The sequence below is a fragment of the Rhizobium sp. P1_E6 genome, assembly GCF_056405875.1.
In genome coordinates, this window is record NZ_JBFUBG010000087.1 from 12,822 (window position 1) to 28,519 (window position 15,698).

General features: G+C 61.4%; 12 protein-coding genes. 1 reads left to right on the forward strand and 11 read right to left on the reverse strand.

All coding sequences use genetic code 11. The features are described 5' to 3' along the window. The first annotated feature begins 70 nt into the window (after positions 1 to 70). Positions 71 to 1,246, forward strand: coding sequence for a M20 aminoacylase family protein (locus tag AC1D35_RS28355; RefSeq protein WP_113309370.1), 1,176 nt, complete (start codon positions 71 to 73; stop codon positions 1,244 to 1,246). A gap of 6 nt (positions 1,247 to 1,252) precedes the next feature. Here the strand turns inward: AC1D35_RS28355 and AC1D35_RS28360 are convergent, their stop codons facing one another. The 11 genes from AC1D35_RS28360 to AC1D35_RS28410 all read right to left on the reverse strand — a co-directional run bounded on the left by AC1D35_RS28360 (position 1,253) and on the right by AC1D35_RS28410 (position 15,604). Further along, positions 1,253 to 3,040: an adenine deaminase gene (locus AC1D35_RS28360; protein ID WP_113309373.1), complete on the reverse strand. Its 1,788-nt coding sequence runs from the start codon at positions 3,038 to 3,040 to the stop codon at positions 1,253 to 1,255. After that, positions 3,037 to 3,957, reverse strand: coding sequence for a nucleoside hydrolase (locus AC1D35_RS28365; protein ID WP_113309377.1), 921 nt, complete (start codon positions 3,955 to 3,957; stop codon positions 3,037 to 3,039). The genes AC1D35_RS28360 and AC1D35_RS28365 overlap by 4 nt, the downstream gene beginning before the upstream one ends. 4 nt (positions 3,958 to 3,961) lie before the next feature. Further along, positions 3,962 to 4,987 carry an ABC transporter ATP-binding protein gene (locus tag AC1D35_RS28370; RefSeq protein WP_113309381.1) on the reverse strand — a complete coding sequence of 342 codons (1,026 nt, stop codon included), beginning with the start codon at positions 4,985 to 4,987 and terminating at the stop codon, positions 3,962 to 3,964. Next, the gene (locus AC1D35_RS28375) at positions 4,980 to 5,759 is read right to left on the reverse strand and encodes an ABC transporter permease (RefSeq protein WP_113508357.1); all 780 of its coding nucleotides are present in this window, start codon (positions 5,757 to 5,759) and stop codon (positions 4,980 to 4,982) included. Before AC1D35_RS28375 ends, AC1D35_RS28370 begins: the two co-directional genes overlap by 8 nt. Next, positions 5,756 to 6,583, reverse strand: a complete 828-nt coding sequence (locus AC1D35_RS28380; RefSeq protein ID WP_113309388.1) for an ABC transporter permease — start codon at positions 6,581 to 6,583, stop codon at positions 5,756 to 5,758. The genes AC1D35_RS28375 and AC1D35_RS28380 overlap by 4 nt, the downstream gene beginning before the upstream one ends. A 65-nt stretch (positions 6,584 to 6,648) precedes the next feature. Beyond that, positions 6,649 to 7,671 carry an ABC transporter substrate-binding protein gene (locus tag AC1D35_RS28385; RefSeq protein WP_477941250.1) on the reverse strand — a complete coding sequence of 341 codons (1,023 nt, stop codon included), beginning with the start codon at positions 7,669 to 7,671 and terminating at the stop codon, positions 6,649 to 6,651. Position 7,672: 1 nt separating this feature from the next. Next, positions 7,673 to 8,716 (reverse strand): LacI family DNA-binding transcriptional regulator, encoded by a 1,044-nt coding sequence (locus AC1D35_RS28390; protein ID WP_477941251.1) that lies wholly within the window; start codon positions 8,714 to 8,716, stop codon positions 7,673 to 7,675. 169 nt (positions 8,717 to 8,885) lie between these two features. Then, positions 8,886 to 10,319 (reverse strand): efflux transporter outer membrane subunit, encoded by a 1,434-nt coding sequence (locus AC1D35_RS28395; protein WP_113295444.1) that lies wholly within the window; start codon positions 10,317 to 10,319, stop codon positions 8,886 to 8,888. Positions 10,320 to 10,474: 155 nt separating this feature from the next. Further along, entirely contained in the window at positions 10,475 to 13,585 is a 3,111-nt protein-coding gene (locus AC1D35_RS28400; protein ID WP_477941253.1) for an efflux RND transporter permease subunit, read from the reverse strand. 50 nt (positions 13,586 to 13,635) lie between these two features. Then, positions 13,636 to 14,850, reverse strand: coding sequence for an efflux RND transporter periplasmic adaptor subunit (locus AC1D35_RS28405; RefSeq protein ID WP_113309400.1), 1,215 nt, complete (start codon positions 14,848 to 14,850; stop codon positions 13,636 to 13,638). Positions 14,851 to 15,001: 151 nt separating this feature from the next. Continuing rightward, on the reverse strand, positions 15,002 to 15,604 hold the full coding sequence (locus tag AC1D35_RS28410; RefSeq protein ID WP_113309404.1) for a TetR/AcrR family transcriptional regulator: 603 nt from the start codon (positions 15,602 to 15,604) through the stop codon (positions 15,002 to 15,004). Between the last annotated feature and the right edge of the window lie 94 nt (positions 15,605 to 15,698).

Here is a 15,698-nt window from a genome sequence, read left to right on the forward strand (position 1 = left end):
TGTTGAAGAAAGAACGATCTGATGCGGGCGCCGTCGGGCGCCCGTTTCGCTTTACAGGATATCCAGGCTCATGAGCATCCCCGCCCGGATCAGCAACGATCTGCCTTTTCTCACCAATCTCCGCCGCGATCTACATGCCCATCCCGAACTCGGCTTCGAGGAGGAGCGCACCAGCGGTATCGTCGCGAAGCTGCTGGAAGAGTTGGGCATCAAGGTGCATCGCGGCCTCGGTGGCACCGGAGTCGTCGGCACGCTGCAGATCGGTAACGGTACGCGCACGATCGGGCTGAGGGCGGATATGGATGCGCTTGCCATGCCGGAGACAGCAGATCGTCCCTACAAGTCGACGGAACCGGGCAAGATGCATGCCTGTGGCCATGACGGGCATACGGCAATGCTGCTCGGCGCGGCGCGGTATCTGGCAGAAACGCGAGGGTTCTCCGGCACGGTGCATTTCATCTTCCAGCCGGCCGAGGAAGGCCGTGGCGGGGCGAAGCGCATGGTCGAAGAAGGGCTGTTCAAGCAGTTTCCCTGTGATGCCGTCTATGGGCTGCACAATATGCCAGGGCTTGCCATCGATGAAATCGCCGTTGTGGAGGGGCCACAGCTTGCTTCGTCGGATAGCTGGCGGATCACGTTCCGCGGTGTTGGCACGCATGGCGCAAAGCCGCATCTCGGGCGTGATCCAATCACGGCTGCCGGCACCTTCCTATCGTCGCTGCAGACCATCGTTGGGCGTGTCGTCGATCCTCTTCAGCCGGCGGTCGTCAGCGCCTGTTCGGTCCAGGCCGGCAATCCCAGGGCATTGAACGTCATCCCTGATATCGTCGAGATCGGCGGGACGGCCCGCGCCTATTCGCCTGAGGTTCGTAACCAACTCGAGGCCGAAATCGGTCGCCTGGCGCAGGGAACGGCCGCGATGTTCGGCATCTCGGCAGACTATGAATTCGAACGTCGCATTCCTCCTGTGGTCAACAATGCGGATGCAACGGCGCGGGCGCTGGGTGCCGCGCGGGGCGTCTTTGGCGAAAAGGTGCGCACGAGCTTTCCGCCGTCCACGGCCGGCGACGATTTCGCTTTCTTCGGACAGAATGCGCCGGGCTGCTACGTCTGGCTCGGCAACGGCCCTGCCGTGGATGGCGCGCTGCACCACAATACCGCCTACGACTTCAATGACGAGGCGCTCGGATATGGCGCAGCCTATTGGGTGGCACTTGTGGAGCAAGAGCTCAAGGCCGAGGCGTAAACCGCCTCAGAGGGTTTCCAATATCGGGCTCTCCAGCACTTTGCCGGTAACGACATCGGCGATGCCGCGGTCGGTCTGGTGTGGGCCGACATTGCAGGCAAGCGTAGCGCCGAAGCAGGCCTTGAAGACCAAATAGGGTGGCTTCCAGTCGACGATCTTCTCCATGGCCTTGCGGATGCCGGCAAAGCCGTTGGCGGATTCCTGGAGGGAAGCGTCGCTCACGAGGCCGGAGAGTGGCAGAGGTAGAAGGACTTCGACCTGGCCGTCCTTTGCGACGGCCATGCCGCCGCCGACTTCGATGACGGCGTTTGCCGCAAGCGCCATGTCGCGTGCATTCCCGCCGAAGACGGTGAGGTTGTGGCTGTCATGCGAGACAGTGGTGCAGAAGGCACCGCGCCATTCGCCCCAGCCGGTCAGGAAGCCGATGCGCGGCTTCCCATCCGCCAGTCCATGGCGATGCGCGACAGCGATCATGGCACTGCCGGCGGGTGGCACGACGAAGCCGTCACGAACGTCGGCTTCTGCCTCGCCCCATTGGGTGAAGCGCGGTCGATCGATCGTCGCGAGACGCACTCTGGTGCCTTCAGCGGGAATGCGGAAGTCATCGTCGGTGAGCTGTGCGAGCTTGACCGAGCGCAGGAGCGGGCTTGTATCGAATGGCTGGGTGGGTTCCGTCACCACGCCGTTTTCGGCGACCAAGCGGCCATTGGCGATGACGGTGCGGGCCTTGAAGTCGGCCAAGTCTTCGAACAAGACGAGATCGGCGCGGCGACCTGCTGCGATGAGGCCGAGATCGGAGCGTTTCAATCGCTGTGCCGCATTGAAGGTTGCTGCGCCAAGCGCCCATTCCGGCCTCATGCCGTAGCGAACGAGGCGACGTACCACGTCGTCAAGGCCACCATTTTCATGGAGTTCATCGGGGAAAACGTCGTCGGTGCAGAGCGTGACGGTCGATGGCAGGTGGCCGATGCCGTTCAACGCTTCGACGAATTCCTTAAGCAGATGATCGTGAGAGCCGCGCAGCTCGATCGTCATTCCGGCTGCGAGTTTCTGCAGCAGGTCGGGGCCCGATGTGAGCTCGTGATCGGAGGTGACGCCGGCCGCCATGAAGGCATTGAGGTCAGCACCATCAAGTCCGCGGGCATGGCCGCAGACGAGCTTGCCGGAGGTCAGGCCGGCATTGACGATGGCTGTCAGACGAGGATCGCCATCGATGACGCCACGCATGTTCATGACCTCGGCGACGCCGCCGATTGCCGGCGTACGCAGCAGGTCGGCGATGATGTTGGCGTCGAAATCCGCGCCGGCCAGTTCGAGACCGGGGGCGGAGGGAACGCAGGAGGGGGCAAGCAGGATCATACGCAGCGGCAGGCAGCGCGAGGCTTCGATTGCCCACCGCACGCCGTCGAGACCATGGACGTTGCCGAATTCATGCGGATCCCAGACGATTGTCGTGACACCGCGCGGCAGTACGGCTTCCGCATATTCCGCCGGCGTGACCATCGAGCTTTCGATATGCATATGCGTATCGATCAGCCCGGGAGAGATTACGCTGCCGGTGGCATCGATTACGCTTGCGGAATCGCTTCGGCTTGCCGGCGCGTGGACGCTTGCGATCAAAGCGCCGACGAGGCCGATATCGGCCTCGCGGATCAGGCCGGTGACGGTATCGAGAATGCGGCCGCCAGTAATAAGCACATCGAAAAGACTATCGCCGCGAGCCGCTGCGACAGCACGGGCACGTAAGACCGGATCATTGAGATCGGCAGGTTCCTGGCGCAGGGTTGCGGTCATTTGCGGGCCTCGTTGACCAGGGCGGCGAGAATGATGACACGCGCCATTTCGGCATCGATGTCGGCGGCGAACTGAGCATTGAACGTTGCGTGAGTGGCGCGGGTTTCAACGACAGTGCGCCCACGCGTGTGCTGGCCCTGCAGTTCCGCATCGATGCGAGCGGGGCGGAAGCTTACCACCTGCGGCGCGACGAAGGCGACGGCGGCCGAGGGATCGTAGATGGCCATGGCTGCGCGTCCGCGGCTGGTGCCGATCCTGATGTAACCGGCGAACATGTCGGCGATCAGGTCGGCATTGGCACCGCCCGCCGCACGTACTGGATCGGCATCCTCGGGCTTTGCGAGAACCTTGCGGCAGAGGTCGAGGTCGACCATGCGCAGCGGCAGCTTGTGAGCGATGACGATCGCCAGCGCCTCCGGGTCGGCAAGGGCGTTGAATTCGGCGGAGGCCGTGTGGTTGCCCGAAGTGACGCCGCCACCCATCCAGACGAGTTCGGTGATGCCGGCTGCAAGATTGGGCCGCGCGAGCGCCAGTGCTGCGATATTCGTGAGCGGTCCGAGCGCCAGGATGCGATGCGGGCCTTCCAACTCCAGCCAGCGGCAAAGAGCGACAAAGGCATCGCTGTCAGGAAGGATAGGGGCCGGCGGCAGGTGTTTGCCTGTCGTTGGAATGCCGCTTTCGCCGAGGATCGCCTGCGCCGTCTCTAGTTTGCCGAGGACGGGCATGTCGCGGCCGGTGTGAATCGGAAATTTCCAGCCAAAGGCCTTGGCAGCGCCCGCCGCATTGGTGCGCACCTGCGGCAGCGGCGCATTGCCGAAGACCAGCGAGACGCCGTCGATGTCGAGTTCGGCGTTCGTCACCACCATGATGGCGGCGATATCGTCGAAACCCATATCCGTGTCGATCCAGACGCCCATTATCTCACCCGAAACGCTTGAGGCTTGCGGAAGCTGCAACCGGCAGGTCGAAGGCGATCGTGCTGCCGAGTTCGTGTTGCGGCAGGGCGGCATCGACTTCCGCCTTGATCGGGCCAAGCGCGCTGTCCAGCAGATATTCGCGGCTATTGCCGGCGAAAGACGTGCCGCGCACGGCGCCCTGGAAAGGACCGGAACCAAGGATCACCGCGCGCGGCCGCCAGGCAAGGCCCGCCGCACCTTCCATGGCGGGGGCGGAGAGGGCGACAGGGCCGTTCGGCGTCGCAAGCTTTCCGTCCTTCAGCGCAAAGATGTTTTCGAAGCCGACGAAATCGGCAACGAAGGAGGAGACGGGCTTGTTGTAGATGTCCTCGGGCGTGCCGATCTGCTCGATGCCACCGTTCAGCATGACGATGATGCGGTCGGCAAGGGCAAGCGCTTCGGCCTGATCGTGCGTGACGAAGATCATCGTCACGCCGGTTTCCTTCTGCACGCGCTGCAGCTCGGCGCGCATTTCGAGACGCAGGCGGGCATCGAGATTGGAGAGGGGCTCGTCCAGTAGCAGCACCTTCGGTTCCATCACCATGGAGCGGGCAAGTGCTACACGTTGCTGCTGGCCGCCCGAGAGCTCACCGGGCTTTCGACCGGCAAATTTCGCAAGGCCGACGGATTTGATGCCGGCATTGACCTTGTCGTCGAGATCCTGACCGCGAAGGCCCTTGAGGCGTAGGCCGAAGGCAACGTTTTCAAAGACGGTCAGATGCGGGAACAGCGCGTAGGACTGGAAGACGAGGCCGACGGCGCGTTTGTTGGCGGAGACGCGGGTAATATCGGAGCCATCGAGATTGATGCGGCCGGAGGCTGGGTTCAGCAGACCGGCGATGGCGCGCATGGTCGTCGTCTTGCCGCAGCCAGAGGGGCCGAGAAGGGCTACCAGCTCACCCTTGGCGATCGACAGGTCGAGGTCCTTCACCGCGACCGTATCGCCATAGGCGAGTGTCAGCTTGTCGAGTTGAAGGTATGCATCAGACATAGCGAGAAAATCCCAGGAAGCGTTCGGCAAGGAAGACGATACCGATCGAAAGGAAGGCGAGTAGCGCGGAGAGCGCGGCAACGGAAGGGTCGTAGGTGGTCTCCATATAACCCAGCATGTCGATCGGCAGCGTGCGGACGCCGGGACCGGAGAGGAAGAGCGAGACTGGCACCTGATTGAAGCTGGTGACGAAGCCGAGGATGAAGGCAGCGAGAATGCCGCCGCGGATATTCGGCATGACGACGCGGAAGAAGGCGCCGAGCCGCGAGGAGCCGAGCAATACCGCGGCTTCCTCGATATCGGCGCGCAGGTTTCCGAGGCTCGCGGATACCACGCGTACGGCATAGGGCAGCACCAGTGCAGTATGAGCGAAGAAGAGTGCCAGCGTGATGTTGAAGCTGAAGGGCACGACCAGATACCGCAGCAGCGCCAGGCCGACAATGATACCAGGCACGATGATCGGCAGGGAGACGATGGTTCTCACCGTCTCCGACCCTGGCAGCCGGTAGCGCGACAGTGCATAGGCCGCGGGAATGCCGAGGATGAGAGCTGAGAGCGTTCCAAAGACCGCCAGAAACATCGACATGGCAAAGCTGTCGCGGAAACTGTCGATGGTGAAGACCTTGGCCACCCAGCGCAGCGACAGGCCCTGCGGCGGGAAGGCCAGCGTGTCGCCGGCCGAAAGCGAGGCAGCGATGATGATCAGGAAGGGGCCGATCAGGAAGACCAGCAACAGGAACAGCACGACCGGTGAGAAGAGGCGGATACTCATCGGCGGTTCCTTGCGGTGGCAAGGCGCTTCAGCAGAATATTGGCGGCAAAGCTCATGACGATCAGGATGAAGGCGATGACGCTCGCCGAGACGAAGTTATTGGCGACGGAGACCTGCTGGTACAGCAGCGTTTCCAGCATCAGCACCTTGGAGCCGCCCAGAATGGCGGGCGTGATATAGGCCGTCAGTGAGCCGGTAAAGACCAGCGTGCCACCGACGACAAGGCCTTCCTTGGTGAGCGGCAGGATGACCTTCCAGAAGACCTGGAACCAGTTGGCGCCGAGAACGCGGGCGGCGGGAATAGCGTCCTTCGGCATATTTTCCAATGCACTGATCAGCGACAGGATCATCAAAGGCAGGAAAAGCTGAAGCAGGCCGATGAAGACGGCGGTTTCCGTGAAGAGAAGGCGTAGTGGTTCTGCGCTCAGGCCGAGGCCGGTGATCGCTTCATTGACGATACCGGTGCGGCCGAGGATGACGATCCAGGCATAGGTACGGGCGACGGGCGAAATCATCAGCGGCAGGGTGATGAGACCGATCATGCGGCCCTTGCCCTTCGGCGGCAGATTAACGATCGCAAAAGCGGCGGCATAGCCGATGATGGCCGAAACTGCCGTCACCTCGAGGCCGAGCCGGAAGGTGCGGAAGAAGACGGTGCGGTTCAGCGTCTGAGAGAAGAAATCCACATAGGCGGCAAGCGTCCAGGCGCCGCCGCTGCGAAAGCCTTCAGAGAGCAGGATCGCGACAGGCAGCAGGAAGACCACGGCGGCGAAGATCGCTGCCGGCAGGGCAAGCGCCAGGGCTTCTGCGCGGTTCTGGAACATGAGACGCCTTTCGAGCTGAGGAAGGGTCGGTCCCGGCTGGCGCCGGGACCGATTTCAGCGACGGCTCACWGGCCGACCTTTTCATTCCATTCCTTCAGCCAGCCATTGCGGTTGTCGAGGGCGGCTGCGGAGGGGATGAGCTTCAAGCTTTTGGCGGTCTCTTCGCCGTAGGTGATATTGTTGGCGACCGCGTCGGAGACCTTGACCTCCTTGTTCGCCGGGCTGTCGATCAGCTTTTCGGCGAGCTTGGTCTGGACGTCCGTCGATAGCCAGAAATCCATGAACTGCAGGGCGAGGTCCTGGTTCTTTGAACCCTTGGTCAGCACCAGCACGTTCATGCCGCCGGTCTGGCCTTCCTTGGGCGTTGCCCATGCAACGGGAACATCGAGCTTGGTGAAGCCCGCCCAGGAGAAGCGGCCGATTGGAGCGGCCCAGATTTCTTCCTGCTGCATAAGCTGCACGAGCTGTGAGGACTTTTCATAGAAGGTGACGATCTCGTCCTTCTTTTCGCCGAGTGCTTCGATCGGCGCCTTGAGGTCCGGCGTGTCCTTGCCGAGCGCGAGGCCGAGCATATAGAGCGCCGGCGGGCCTTGGTTGGTCGTGACGTTCGGGAAGGCGACGTGGCCGACATATTCAGGCTTCAAGAGATCGGCCCAGGACTCGATCTTCATCTTGTCGGAGCGATAGGCGATCGAGGTGGCGTAGAAGGTGTAGCCGACGCTCATGCCATCGGCGTTCGGATCCTTGGCGATATCGTAGAGCTTGGACAAATTTTCGAGTTTGGACGTATCGAGCTTGTCGATCAGGCCGGCGCGGGAAGCGGCGAGCCCATCAGCCATGGAGACGGCTGCAAGATCGATGACCGGATTGGCCTTGTTGGCTTCCATCTTGGCGAGGCGCTCGACGCTGTTGCCGGTCTCGACAATAAGCTTGCAGCCGCATTTGGCCTCGAAGGGATCGTAGACGATCGTCTTGAAGTCATCCTGTGCGAAAGCATAGACGGAAACGGTCAGCGTCCGTTCCTGAGCTGCGGCGCCGAAGGGGGAAAGTGCGGCCAGCGCCATCGATGCAATGAGGGTTTTCTTCATTCTACATGTTCTCCATCTCTGAGATTTTTGGTGCCGGGTTCGCGCGCCCGGATGAGTGGCGGATGATGAGCTGCATGGGTACGCGTTCGGTCTTCGCCGTGACCAGCACGCCCTCCCGAGTGCCGCTTTCGTTTATTCTGTCGATAAGCGCGGAGACGGCGATATCGGCAATCGTATCCATGTCCATCCTCACCGTCGTTAGCGACGGCGTGACGACGGGCGACCAGATGAGATCATCGAAGCCGGTGACACTGACATCGCCGGGCACGCTGATCCCCTCTTGCTGAAGTTCGGTCAGTGCGCGCAGAGCCTGCAGGTCGGAAAGGGCTGCAAAGGCGGTGAAGCCCTGACCCGCCTTTTCCGCAAGGCCCAGCCGGCAGCCGGCGCCCGTCTCGGTTTCCAACCGCTCGATCCAGAGCGTTTCGGAGCGCATGCCGGGCGCCAGGCCGGCCCTGATGCCGCCGGCTCGGTCATTCTGGACATTGGATTCGTGATTGTTGCCGATGATCAGGATCTGCTTGTGGCCGAGGCCGGCGAGATGGGTGGCGATTTCCCTGCCGCCCTGCCAATGGTCGGCAGCGACCGTATTGCCGGGCGTGGAGGCTGTGTCGATAACCGCAACCGGGCAGCTTGCGGCGGAAATACGGGTGGCGCGGCGAGGCACGACCACCATGCCGTCGACGCCGCGTTCCACCAGCCGGTTGATCGCCTCGGTCTGCGCCGTGATATCGCCGCGAGAGTCGGCGATCAGCACTCCGTAGCCGGCGGCGGATGCGGCAGATTCGATGGCCTGGGCAATTTTTGGGAAGAGGGGATTGGCGATATCAGGCAGGACAAGACCGAGCACGCCGCTGCGGCCCGTACGCAGCGCCCGCCCGGCCTGGCTCGGCACATAGCCGAGTTCGGCGGCATGCGAGCGAATTCTTTCGATCAGAGCGTCGGAAACCCGGCCCTTGCMGGAGAGCGCATTCGAGACCGTGGCAACAGAGACGCCGAGCGACGTCGCTATCCTGCTGAGGTTGGGTCCCGAGCGTTGTGAAGCCATTGTTTTGAAGTTCTGCGCTTAATCGTTTAATCAACTGCATAGCGTAGCGATTGCGGCTTGTCGAATCCAAATTCCTCCAATGTGTATATTATCTGTCGCGGCAGATATTCACGCAAAGAAAAAGCCCCGCGGAAACCGCGGGGCTTCGGAACAATACTATGCGAGGAGTTTAGGTGCCCTTGGTAACCTTGACCGGTCCCGAACCGGTGGTCTTGCCGCCCGGAGCGAAGCCGCCACCGGTTGCGATGTTGAGCGCAGCGTAATCCTTCGCCATCTGCTGAACAGCGGCGGCAAGGCTTGCCTGAGCGAGGGAGACCTGACGCTGGGCGTCGAGAACGTCGAGCAGCGAAGAAGCGCCGTCCTTGTAGGATGCCGTCGAAAGCTCGAGGGTTTCCTGCGTCGTCCTGACCTGAGCGCGCAAGGCGTCAACGGTCTGGGCGTCACGGCGAACGGCCGAAAGGGCATCCTCGACCTGCTGGATTGCCGTCAGGACGGTCTGTTTCCAGGCGAGGTAGGATGCGACTGCGTCAGACTTGGAAACGTCGACATTGGCGCGCAGGCGGCCACCGTCGAGGATCGGCAGGTTCAGGGTCGGGCCGAAGGACCATGCCGACAGGCCGCCATGTATGCCGCGCTGGTTAATGTAGCTCGGTGAGATCGAACCTGAGAGCGAGATCGACGGGTAGAGCTGAGCCTCTGCGACACCGATCTGGGCAGTAGCGGCGGCGAGGTTGCGCTCGGCCTGGCGAATATCTGGACGGTTGCGGATCAGGTCGGCCGGAATGCCGGAATTGATGCCGCCGCGGAAAGTCGGCTGGCCGGAGCCACGCAACAGTTCATCAACCATCGAACCGGCCGGCTGGCCGAGGAGGGTGGCGATATGATGGGCCGAAACGCGAATGTTGGTTTCGAGGCCGGGGATTTCTGCGAGCGTCGACTGGACAAGACCCTCAGCCTGCACGACGTCGAGGCGGGATGCCGCGCCTGCATCAAGCTGGAACTTGGTGAGGTCGTAGGTTTCCTGACGGGACTTCAGGTTGGCCTTCGAAAGCGCCAGACGCTGCTGGAAGAAGCGCAGATCAATGTAGGTTGAGACAAGGTCCTGGATGTAGGACAGCTTGGCGATGTCGGCACCCGCGTAAGCGGAATCAAGAGAGGCGAGGGCGCTTTCCTTGCTGCGCTTGTAGAGTCCGAACAGATCGAGCAGCCAGGACAGGGAAAGCTGTCCGGCGCTGGTGTTGCGGGTGTCGAATTGGGTACGGAGTTCGCCCCCCTGGCCACTGATGGTGTGGGAAGCACCGACATCGAGGGCGGGCAAGGCGCCGGCGCCGGCGATGGTGACGTTGGCGGATGCGGAATTGATACGCTCGATCGCTTGTTGAATCGTCAGGTTCTGGCTAAGGCCGGTCTGGACAAGGCTGTCGAGCTTGCGGTCGTTATAGGCGGTCCACCAAGCCGTGGTAGCGACATCGCCGATGTTCTTTTTGCCACCTTCACTGAATTTTCCAGGAAGCGCCATTTCAGGAGGTACGTGATCAGGGCCTACTACGCAGCCCGATAGCAATAACAATAACGCCGGTGTGGCATAACGAAGGGGTACCATGCATTTCATCCTGTAACTCGAGCAAGTCAATTCTTGTCCCGAAGCGTCATGCTTCACTATCGGCTAACGCGCCTCGTTCCATACGCAAAACATCATGCCGAAGCAGTCCGTGCGCAATGTAGCAATCTGAAAAGCTTTCTCACAGTGCATTTATATCACACTCCCGCCTCATTTTTTTGCCGTGTGGCAAAGATGCGGCGGATGACGACGAAGAAGCTCGGCACGAAGAAAATGCCCAACATCGTCGCAGCGAGCATCCCGCCGAGCACACCGATGCCGATCGCGTTCTGGGCGGCGGAACCCGCGCCTGTTGCGATCGCCAGCGGCACGACGCCGAGGATAAATGCCAGAGAAGTCATGATGATGGGACGCAGGCGCAGCCTTGCTGCTTCCAGCGTCGCCTCGAAGAGACCCAGCCCTGTCTCCATCCGGTCCTTGGCGAATTCCACGATCAGGATCGCGTTCTTCGCCGCAAGGCCGATGGTGGTGAGCAAGCCCACCTTGAAATAGACGTCGTTCGCCTGCCCGAAGAGCGTTGCCGCGACGAGCGCCCCGAGCACGCCGACCGGCACAGCCATGATGACCGAGAACGGGATCGACCAGCTTTCGTAAAGCGCAGCCAGGCAGAGGAAGACGACGAGAACCGAGATCGCGTAGAGCATCGGCGCCTGCGAACCCGAGAGGCGCTCCTGATAGGAAATGCCCTGCCAGGCGACCGTATAGCCGCCGCCGAGCTGTTCGGTCAGGGCTTCCATCTCATTCATGGCTTCACCCGAGGAGACGCCTGGCGCCGCGCCGCCATCAAGCKGAATGGCGCTGACGGCGTTGAAGCGGGCAAGAGACGGCGCGCCGTCGACCCACTGGGTGGTGGTGAAGGCGGAGAATGGCACCATTTCGCCGGCGTTGTTGCGGGCATACCAGTGGTTCAGATCGGTCGGCTGCATGCGGAAGGGCGCGTCGCCCTGCACATAGACCGGCTTGATCTCGCCGTTCAGCGTAAAGTCGTTGACGTCGCGGCCGGTGAAGATGATCGACAGCATGGAGTTGACCGAGGCGAGATCGACACCCATGGCGCCGATCTTCTCCTGATCGATCAGGATCTTCATCTGCGGCTCGACTTCCTTGTTGTTCGAGCGGAGTGCCACGACCTTGCCGGTGGCACCGGCCATCTGGATCAGCCGCTTGGAAGCGGCCGTCAGGGCTTGATTGCCGTGGCCGCCGGTATCCACCAGATACATGGAGAAGCCGCTCGACACGCCGAGGCCCTGGATTGCGGGCGGCAGCAGCGCAAAGACCTGCGCCTCGCGGATCGCAAAGAAGTTCTTGAGAGCTCGGTTGACCACCGACTGCGCGCTGAGGTTGGGATCGGTGCGCAGCGAGAAGTCCTTGAGCTTGGTGAAGACGATGGCGCTGTTCTGGCCGGAACCGTTGAAGCCGAAGCCGAGTGCGCCGAAGACGGATTCCACTGCATCCTTCTCGTTTTCACGGAAGTATTTTTCGACCTTTTCAACGACGGCCTGCGTCTGCTGCGTGGTGGAGCCCGGCGGCGTGGTGACGATGGTCAGGAGCACGCCCTGGTCTTCCTGCGGCAGGAACGAGCTCGGCAGACGGGTGAAGAGATAGGCGCAGCCGACGCCGACCAGCAGGAACACCAGCATGACACGGACCGGCCGCTTCAACAGGTAGCCGATGGTGCGGACATAGCCGTTGGTCGAGCGGGTGAAGTTGCGGTTGAACCAGTCGCCGATGCGATGCTTCTTGTGCTCGTTGACCGGCTTCAGCATCGTAGCGCAGAGCGCCGGTGTCAGCACGATGGCGACAAGCGCAGAGAGCAGCATGGCCGAAACGATGGTGATGGAGAACTGGCGATAGATGATGCCGGTCGAACCGCCGAAGAAGGCCATGGGGATGAAGACGGCGGTCAGCACGAGAGCGATGCCGACGATGGCCCCGGTGATTTCCCCCATCGATTTCTCGGTGGCCTCCAGAGGCGAAAGCTTCTCCTCCGACATAATGCGCTCGACGTTTTCCACGACGACGATGGCATCGTCGACGAGAAGGCCGATCGCCAGCACCATGGCGAACATGGTAAGCGTATTGATTGAATAGCCTGTGACCGCGAGGACGCCGAACGTGCCCAGAAGCACGACGGGAACGGCGATGGTCGGGATCAATGTCGCGCGCAAGTTCTGCAGGAAGATGAGCAGGACCACGAAGACGAGCACGATCGCCTCGATCAGCGTATGCACGACCTTCTCGATCGACAGCTCGACAAAGGGGGTTGTGTCGTAGGGATAGGTGATCTCGACGCCTTCCGGGAGGCCGCGGCCGATCGTTTCGAGCGCAGTACGGACACGGGCGGCAGTATCGATGGCGTTCGCGCCGATCGCGAGATTGATGGCGAAACCTGATGACGGCAGGCCATTATATCGCGAGCTGCCACCGTAGCTTTCCTGACCGATCTCGACGCGGGCGAGATCGCTGAGGCGGACGGTCGAACCGTCTTTTTCGACCTTCAGGATGATGTGTTCGAAATCAGCAACCGTGGTGAGCTGGCTCTGCGCAGTGATGGTGACGTTGATCTGCTGGCCCGGAACGGCCGGCTGAGCGCCGAGCGAGCCGACGGAGACCTGGGTGTTCTGTGCCTGGATGGCCGAGGTCACATCGCCGGGGGTGAGCTGGTATTTCTGCAGCTTGAACGGATCCAGCCAGACACGCATGGCGTAGCCGGAGCCAAACACATTGATGCTGCCTACGCCTTCCAGACGCTGGATCTGGTCTTCGATCGAGGTCGACATGATGTTGCCGAGGTCGACGGAGGTGCGCTTGCCGTCCGTCGAGACCAGCGAGCCGACGAGAAGAATGCTCGAGGTGGAACGCGTGACGCTGATACCGGCATCGATGACGTCGCCAGGCAGTTGCGACTGGACGAGCTGCAACTTGTTTTGCACCTGCACCTGCGCAATGTCAGGATCGATGCTGGTACCGAATGTCAGCGAAATGCTGGCTGAACCTGTCGATGAGGTCGAGGTCATGTAGGTGAGGTCATCGAGGCCGGTCATGCCGTCTTCGATAAGGGTGGTCACCGATTTTTCGACCGTCTCGGCGCTCGCGCCGCGATAGCTGGCGTTGATGCGGACCGTGGTCGGCGCAATGTCGGGATATTGCGAGATCGACAGCGTGAAGATGGCGAGCAGACCGCCGAGCATGATGGTGATCGCAATGACCCAGGCGAAGATCGGTCGTCGGATGAAAAACTTGGCCATCGGTTATTCCTGTACGGCTGGGACGGTGACGATACGAAAGCGCCTGCGCATTACTTTGCTGCGGGCTTCTGTTCGCCTCCGGCCACAGGCTGATCGGCAGGGATAACCACGCCGTTATCGTTGATCTTCATTGGAACCGGCTTCACCGGCATGCCTGATACAATCGACTGCAGGCCGCTGATGATCAGCTGATCGCCGTCCTTCACGCCTTGCGTCACCAGCCAGGAATTGTTGGAGGGTGTGGCATTTTCGAAGACCCGGGTCTCGACCTTGCCCTCGGTGGAAATGAACTGTGCGGTCAGGCGGCCGTTGGCATCGCGGGTTGTTGCAAGCTGCGGCAGGGAATATCCGGCTTCAGCACCGAGTTCGACCGTGGCGCGTACATACATGCCCGGCAGGACGACGCGGTTCGGATTTGGGAAAACCACGCGAATGATGAAGGTGCCGGTCGTTTCGCTGACGACCTGCTTCGACATGTCGAGCTTGCCCTTCTGATTATATTCCCGGCCGTCTTCGAGGATCAGGCGGAAGGCGACATTGTTGTCTTCGCCCTTGACCTCGCCGGCAGCCATCGCATCGCGCAGCTTCAAAAGGTTGGTGCTCGATTCCGTCAGCGAAATATAGATCGGATCGAGCTGGCGGATGGTGGTGAGCGCGGTCGACTGATTGGCCGCGACGAGGTTCCCGACATTATAGGCGGTCTGGTCGATAATGCCGTCGAAGGGCGCGATGATCTTCGTGTGGTCAAGGTCGATCTGCGCTGATGTCAGCGCGGCCCTGGCGGCTTCGACTTCGGCATTTGCCTGGGCAAGCGCCGTGCGGGCGGTTTCGAACTCGATCTGCGTCGCGCCGCTGCCGACCAGCCGCTGGTAGCGGTCGAAATTGCTCTGGGCGCTGGGCACGCTCGCCTGAGCCTTGGAGATGGTCGCCTGGGCCTGTTCGACAGCGGCGCGATAGGAGGCATCGTCGATCTGGTAGAGCAGGTCGCCCTTCTTGACCTCGCCGCCTTCCTTGAAGGCGATCTCGCGGATGATGCCGTTCACCTGCGGGCGGATATCGGCTACCTGGAAGGCTTCGGCGCGGCCAGGCAGGATCGTGGTGATCGGATAGGTGTCCTTTTTCAGCGTGACCACACCAACCGGAGCGGCCTGCTGGGCTGCACCGCCGCCTGCATTGCCTGCGGGCTTGCTGCCGCTCTCGTTGCAGGCGGCGAGGCCCATAACGAGCATGAGGGCCGAGGAGACGATGAGGGCAGGCCGAATCATGCTGAATTTCCTGTGCGGTGGCAGTAGCGGTTCAATCGCCGGCCCCTATGAGGCGCCGCTCTATATAAGAGTGATGATTGATCCGGAAACAGATGCCGTTATCCGATATTAAGAAAAGCTTTACGAAGTGACGTAATTCAGCAATCGTCACTTAGCAAGGGTTATTTTGCAGTGCGGCATCCACGAAACACACGATTTTTTCCGCACGATGGACAAGCGTGTTTTTGTCGTCCTTGGCGATGAGAATAGGATGCAGAACGCAGGCCAGAACGTCTGCGACGGTTCGGGCGGCAGCGTCTGTATTGTCGCAATGGTAGCTGCCTTCGGCTACACCTTCTCGGATGATCTCGCCGAGTTTGTGTTCTATCCGTTGGCGATAGCGATGACCGGCGTCGAGCTTGGCATCGATCGTAGAGATCACCATTTCGAAGATGTAGGGGTTCTGCTGGATATCCTGCAGATGGCTGTCGAGCAGGCGCAGGACGAAGCTCAACAATTGCTCCTTCGGCGGCAGGCTGGTGTCGACGGCGGCAAAGCGCTCCGTGGCATTGCCGAGATGGCGCTCGGCAATCGCATCGACAAGCACCGACTTTGATTGAAAATGCTTGAAAACATTGGCCGGCGACATGTGTAGCGACGAGGCGATGTCGGCGATGGAAACCGCGACGAAGCCGCGCTGGCGAAACAGTGTTTCCGCCGTCGAGAGGATATCCTTCCGAGTTTCTTCGGCCTTGCGTCTGGGCCTGCGTGCCATCTGTCCCCCGCCGGGCTTGGCCCGGCACCCCTTTTTCCAATGCTAGCGCGATTGGTTGAAAGGCTGCAAGCAGGCTTGCAGCTTTGTCTTCAAC

Excerpts from the sequence above, each read along its gene's own strand:
- AC1D35_RS28395 (WP_113295444.1), bottom strand. The coding sequence starts at position 10,319 with ATGGTACCCCTTCGTTATGCCACACCGGCGTTATTGTTATTGCTATCG.
- AC1D35_RS28355 (WP_113309370.1), top strand. The coding sequence starts at position 71 with ATGAGCATCCCCGCCCGGATCAGCAACGATCTGCCTTTTCTCACCAAT.
- AC1D35_RS28410 (WP_113309404.1), bottom strand. The coding sequence starts at position 15,604 with ATGGCACGCAGGCCCAGACGCAAGGCCGAAGAAACTCGGAAGGATATC.
- AC1D35_RS28360 (WP_113309373.1), bottom strand. The coding sequence starts at position 3,040 with ATGACCGCAACCCTGCGCCAGGAACCTGCCGATCTCAATGATCCGGTC.
- AC1D35_RS28380 (WP_113309388.1), bottom strand. The coding sequence starts at position 6,583 with ATGTTCCAGAACCGCGCAGAAGCCCTGGCGCTTGCCCTGCCGGCAGCG.
- AC1D35_RS28370 (WP_113309381.1), bottom strand. The coding sequence starts at position 4,987 with ATGTCTGATGCATACCTTCAACTCGACAAGCTGACACTCGCCTATGGC.
- AC1D35_RS28365 (WP_113309377.1), bottom strand. The coding sequence starts at position 3,957 with ATGGGCGTCTGGATCGACACGGATATGGGTTTCGACGATATCGCCGCC.
- AC1D35_RS28405 (WP_113309400.1), bottom strand. The coding sequence starts at position 14,850 with ATGATTCGGCCTGCCCTCATCGTCTCCTCGGCCCTCATGCTCGTTATG.
- AC1D35_RS28375 (WP_113508357.1), bottom strand. The coding sequence starts at position 5,759 with ATGAGTATCCGCCTCTTCTCACCGGTCGTGCTGTTCCTGTTGCTGGTC.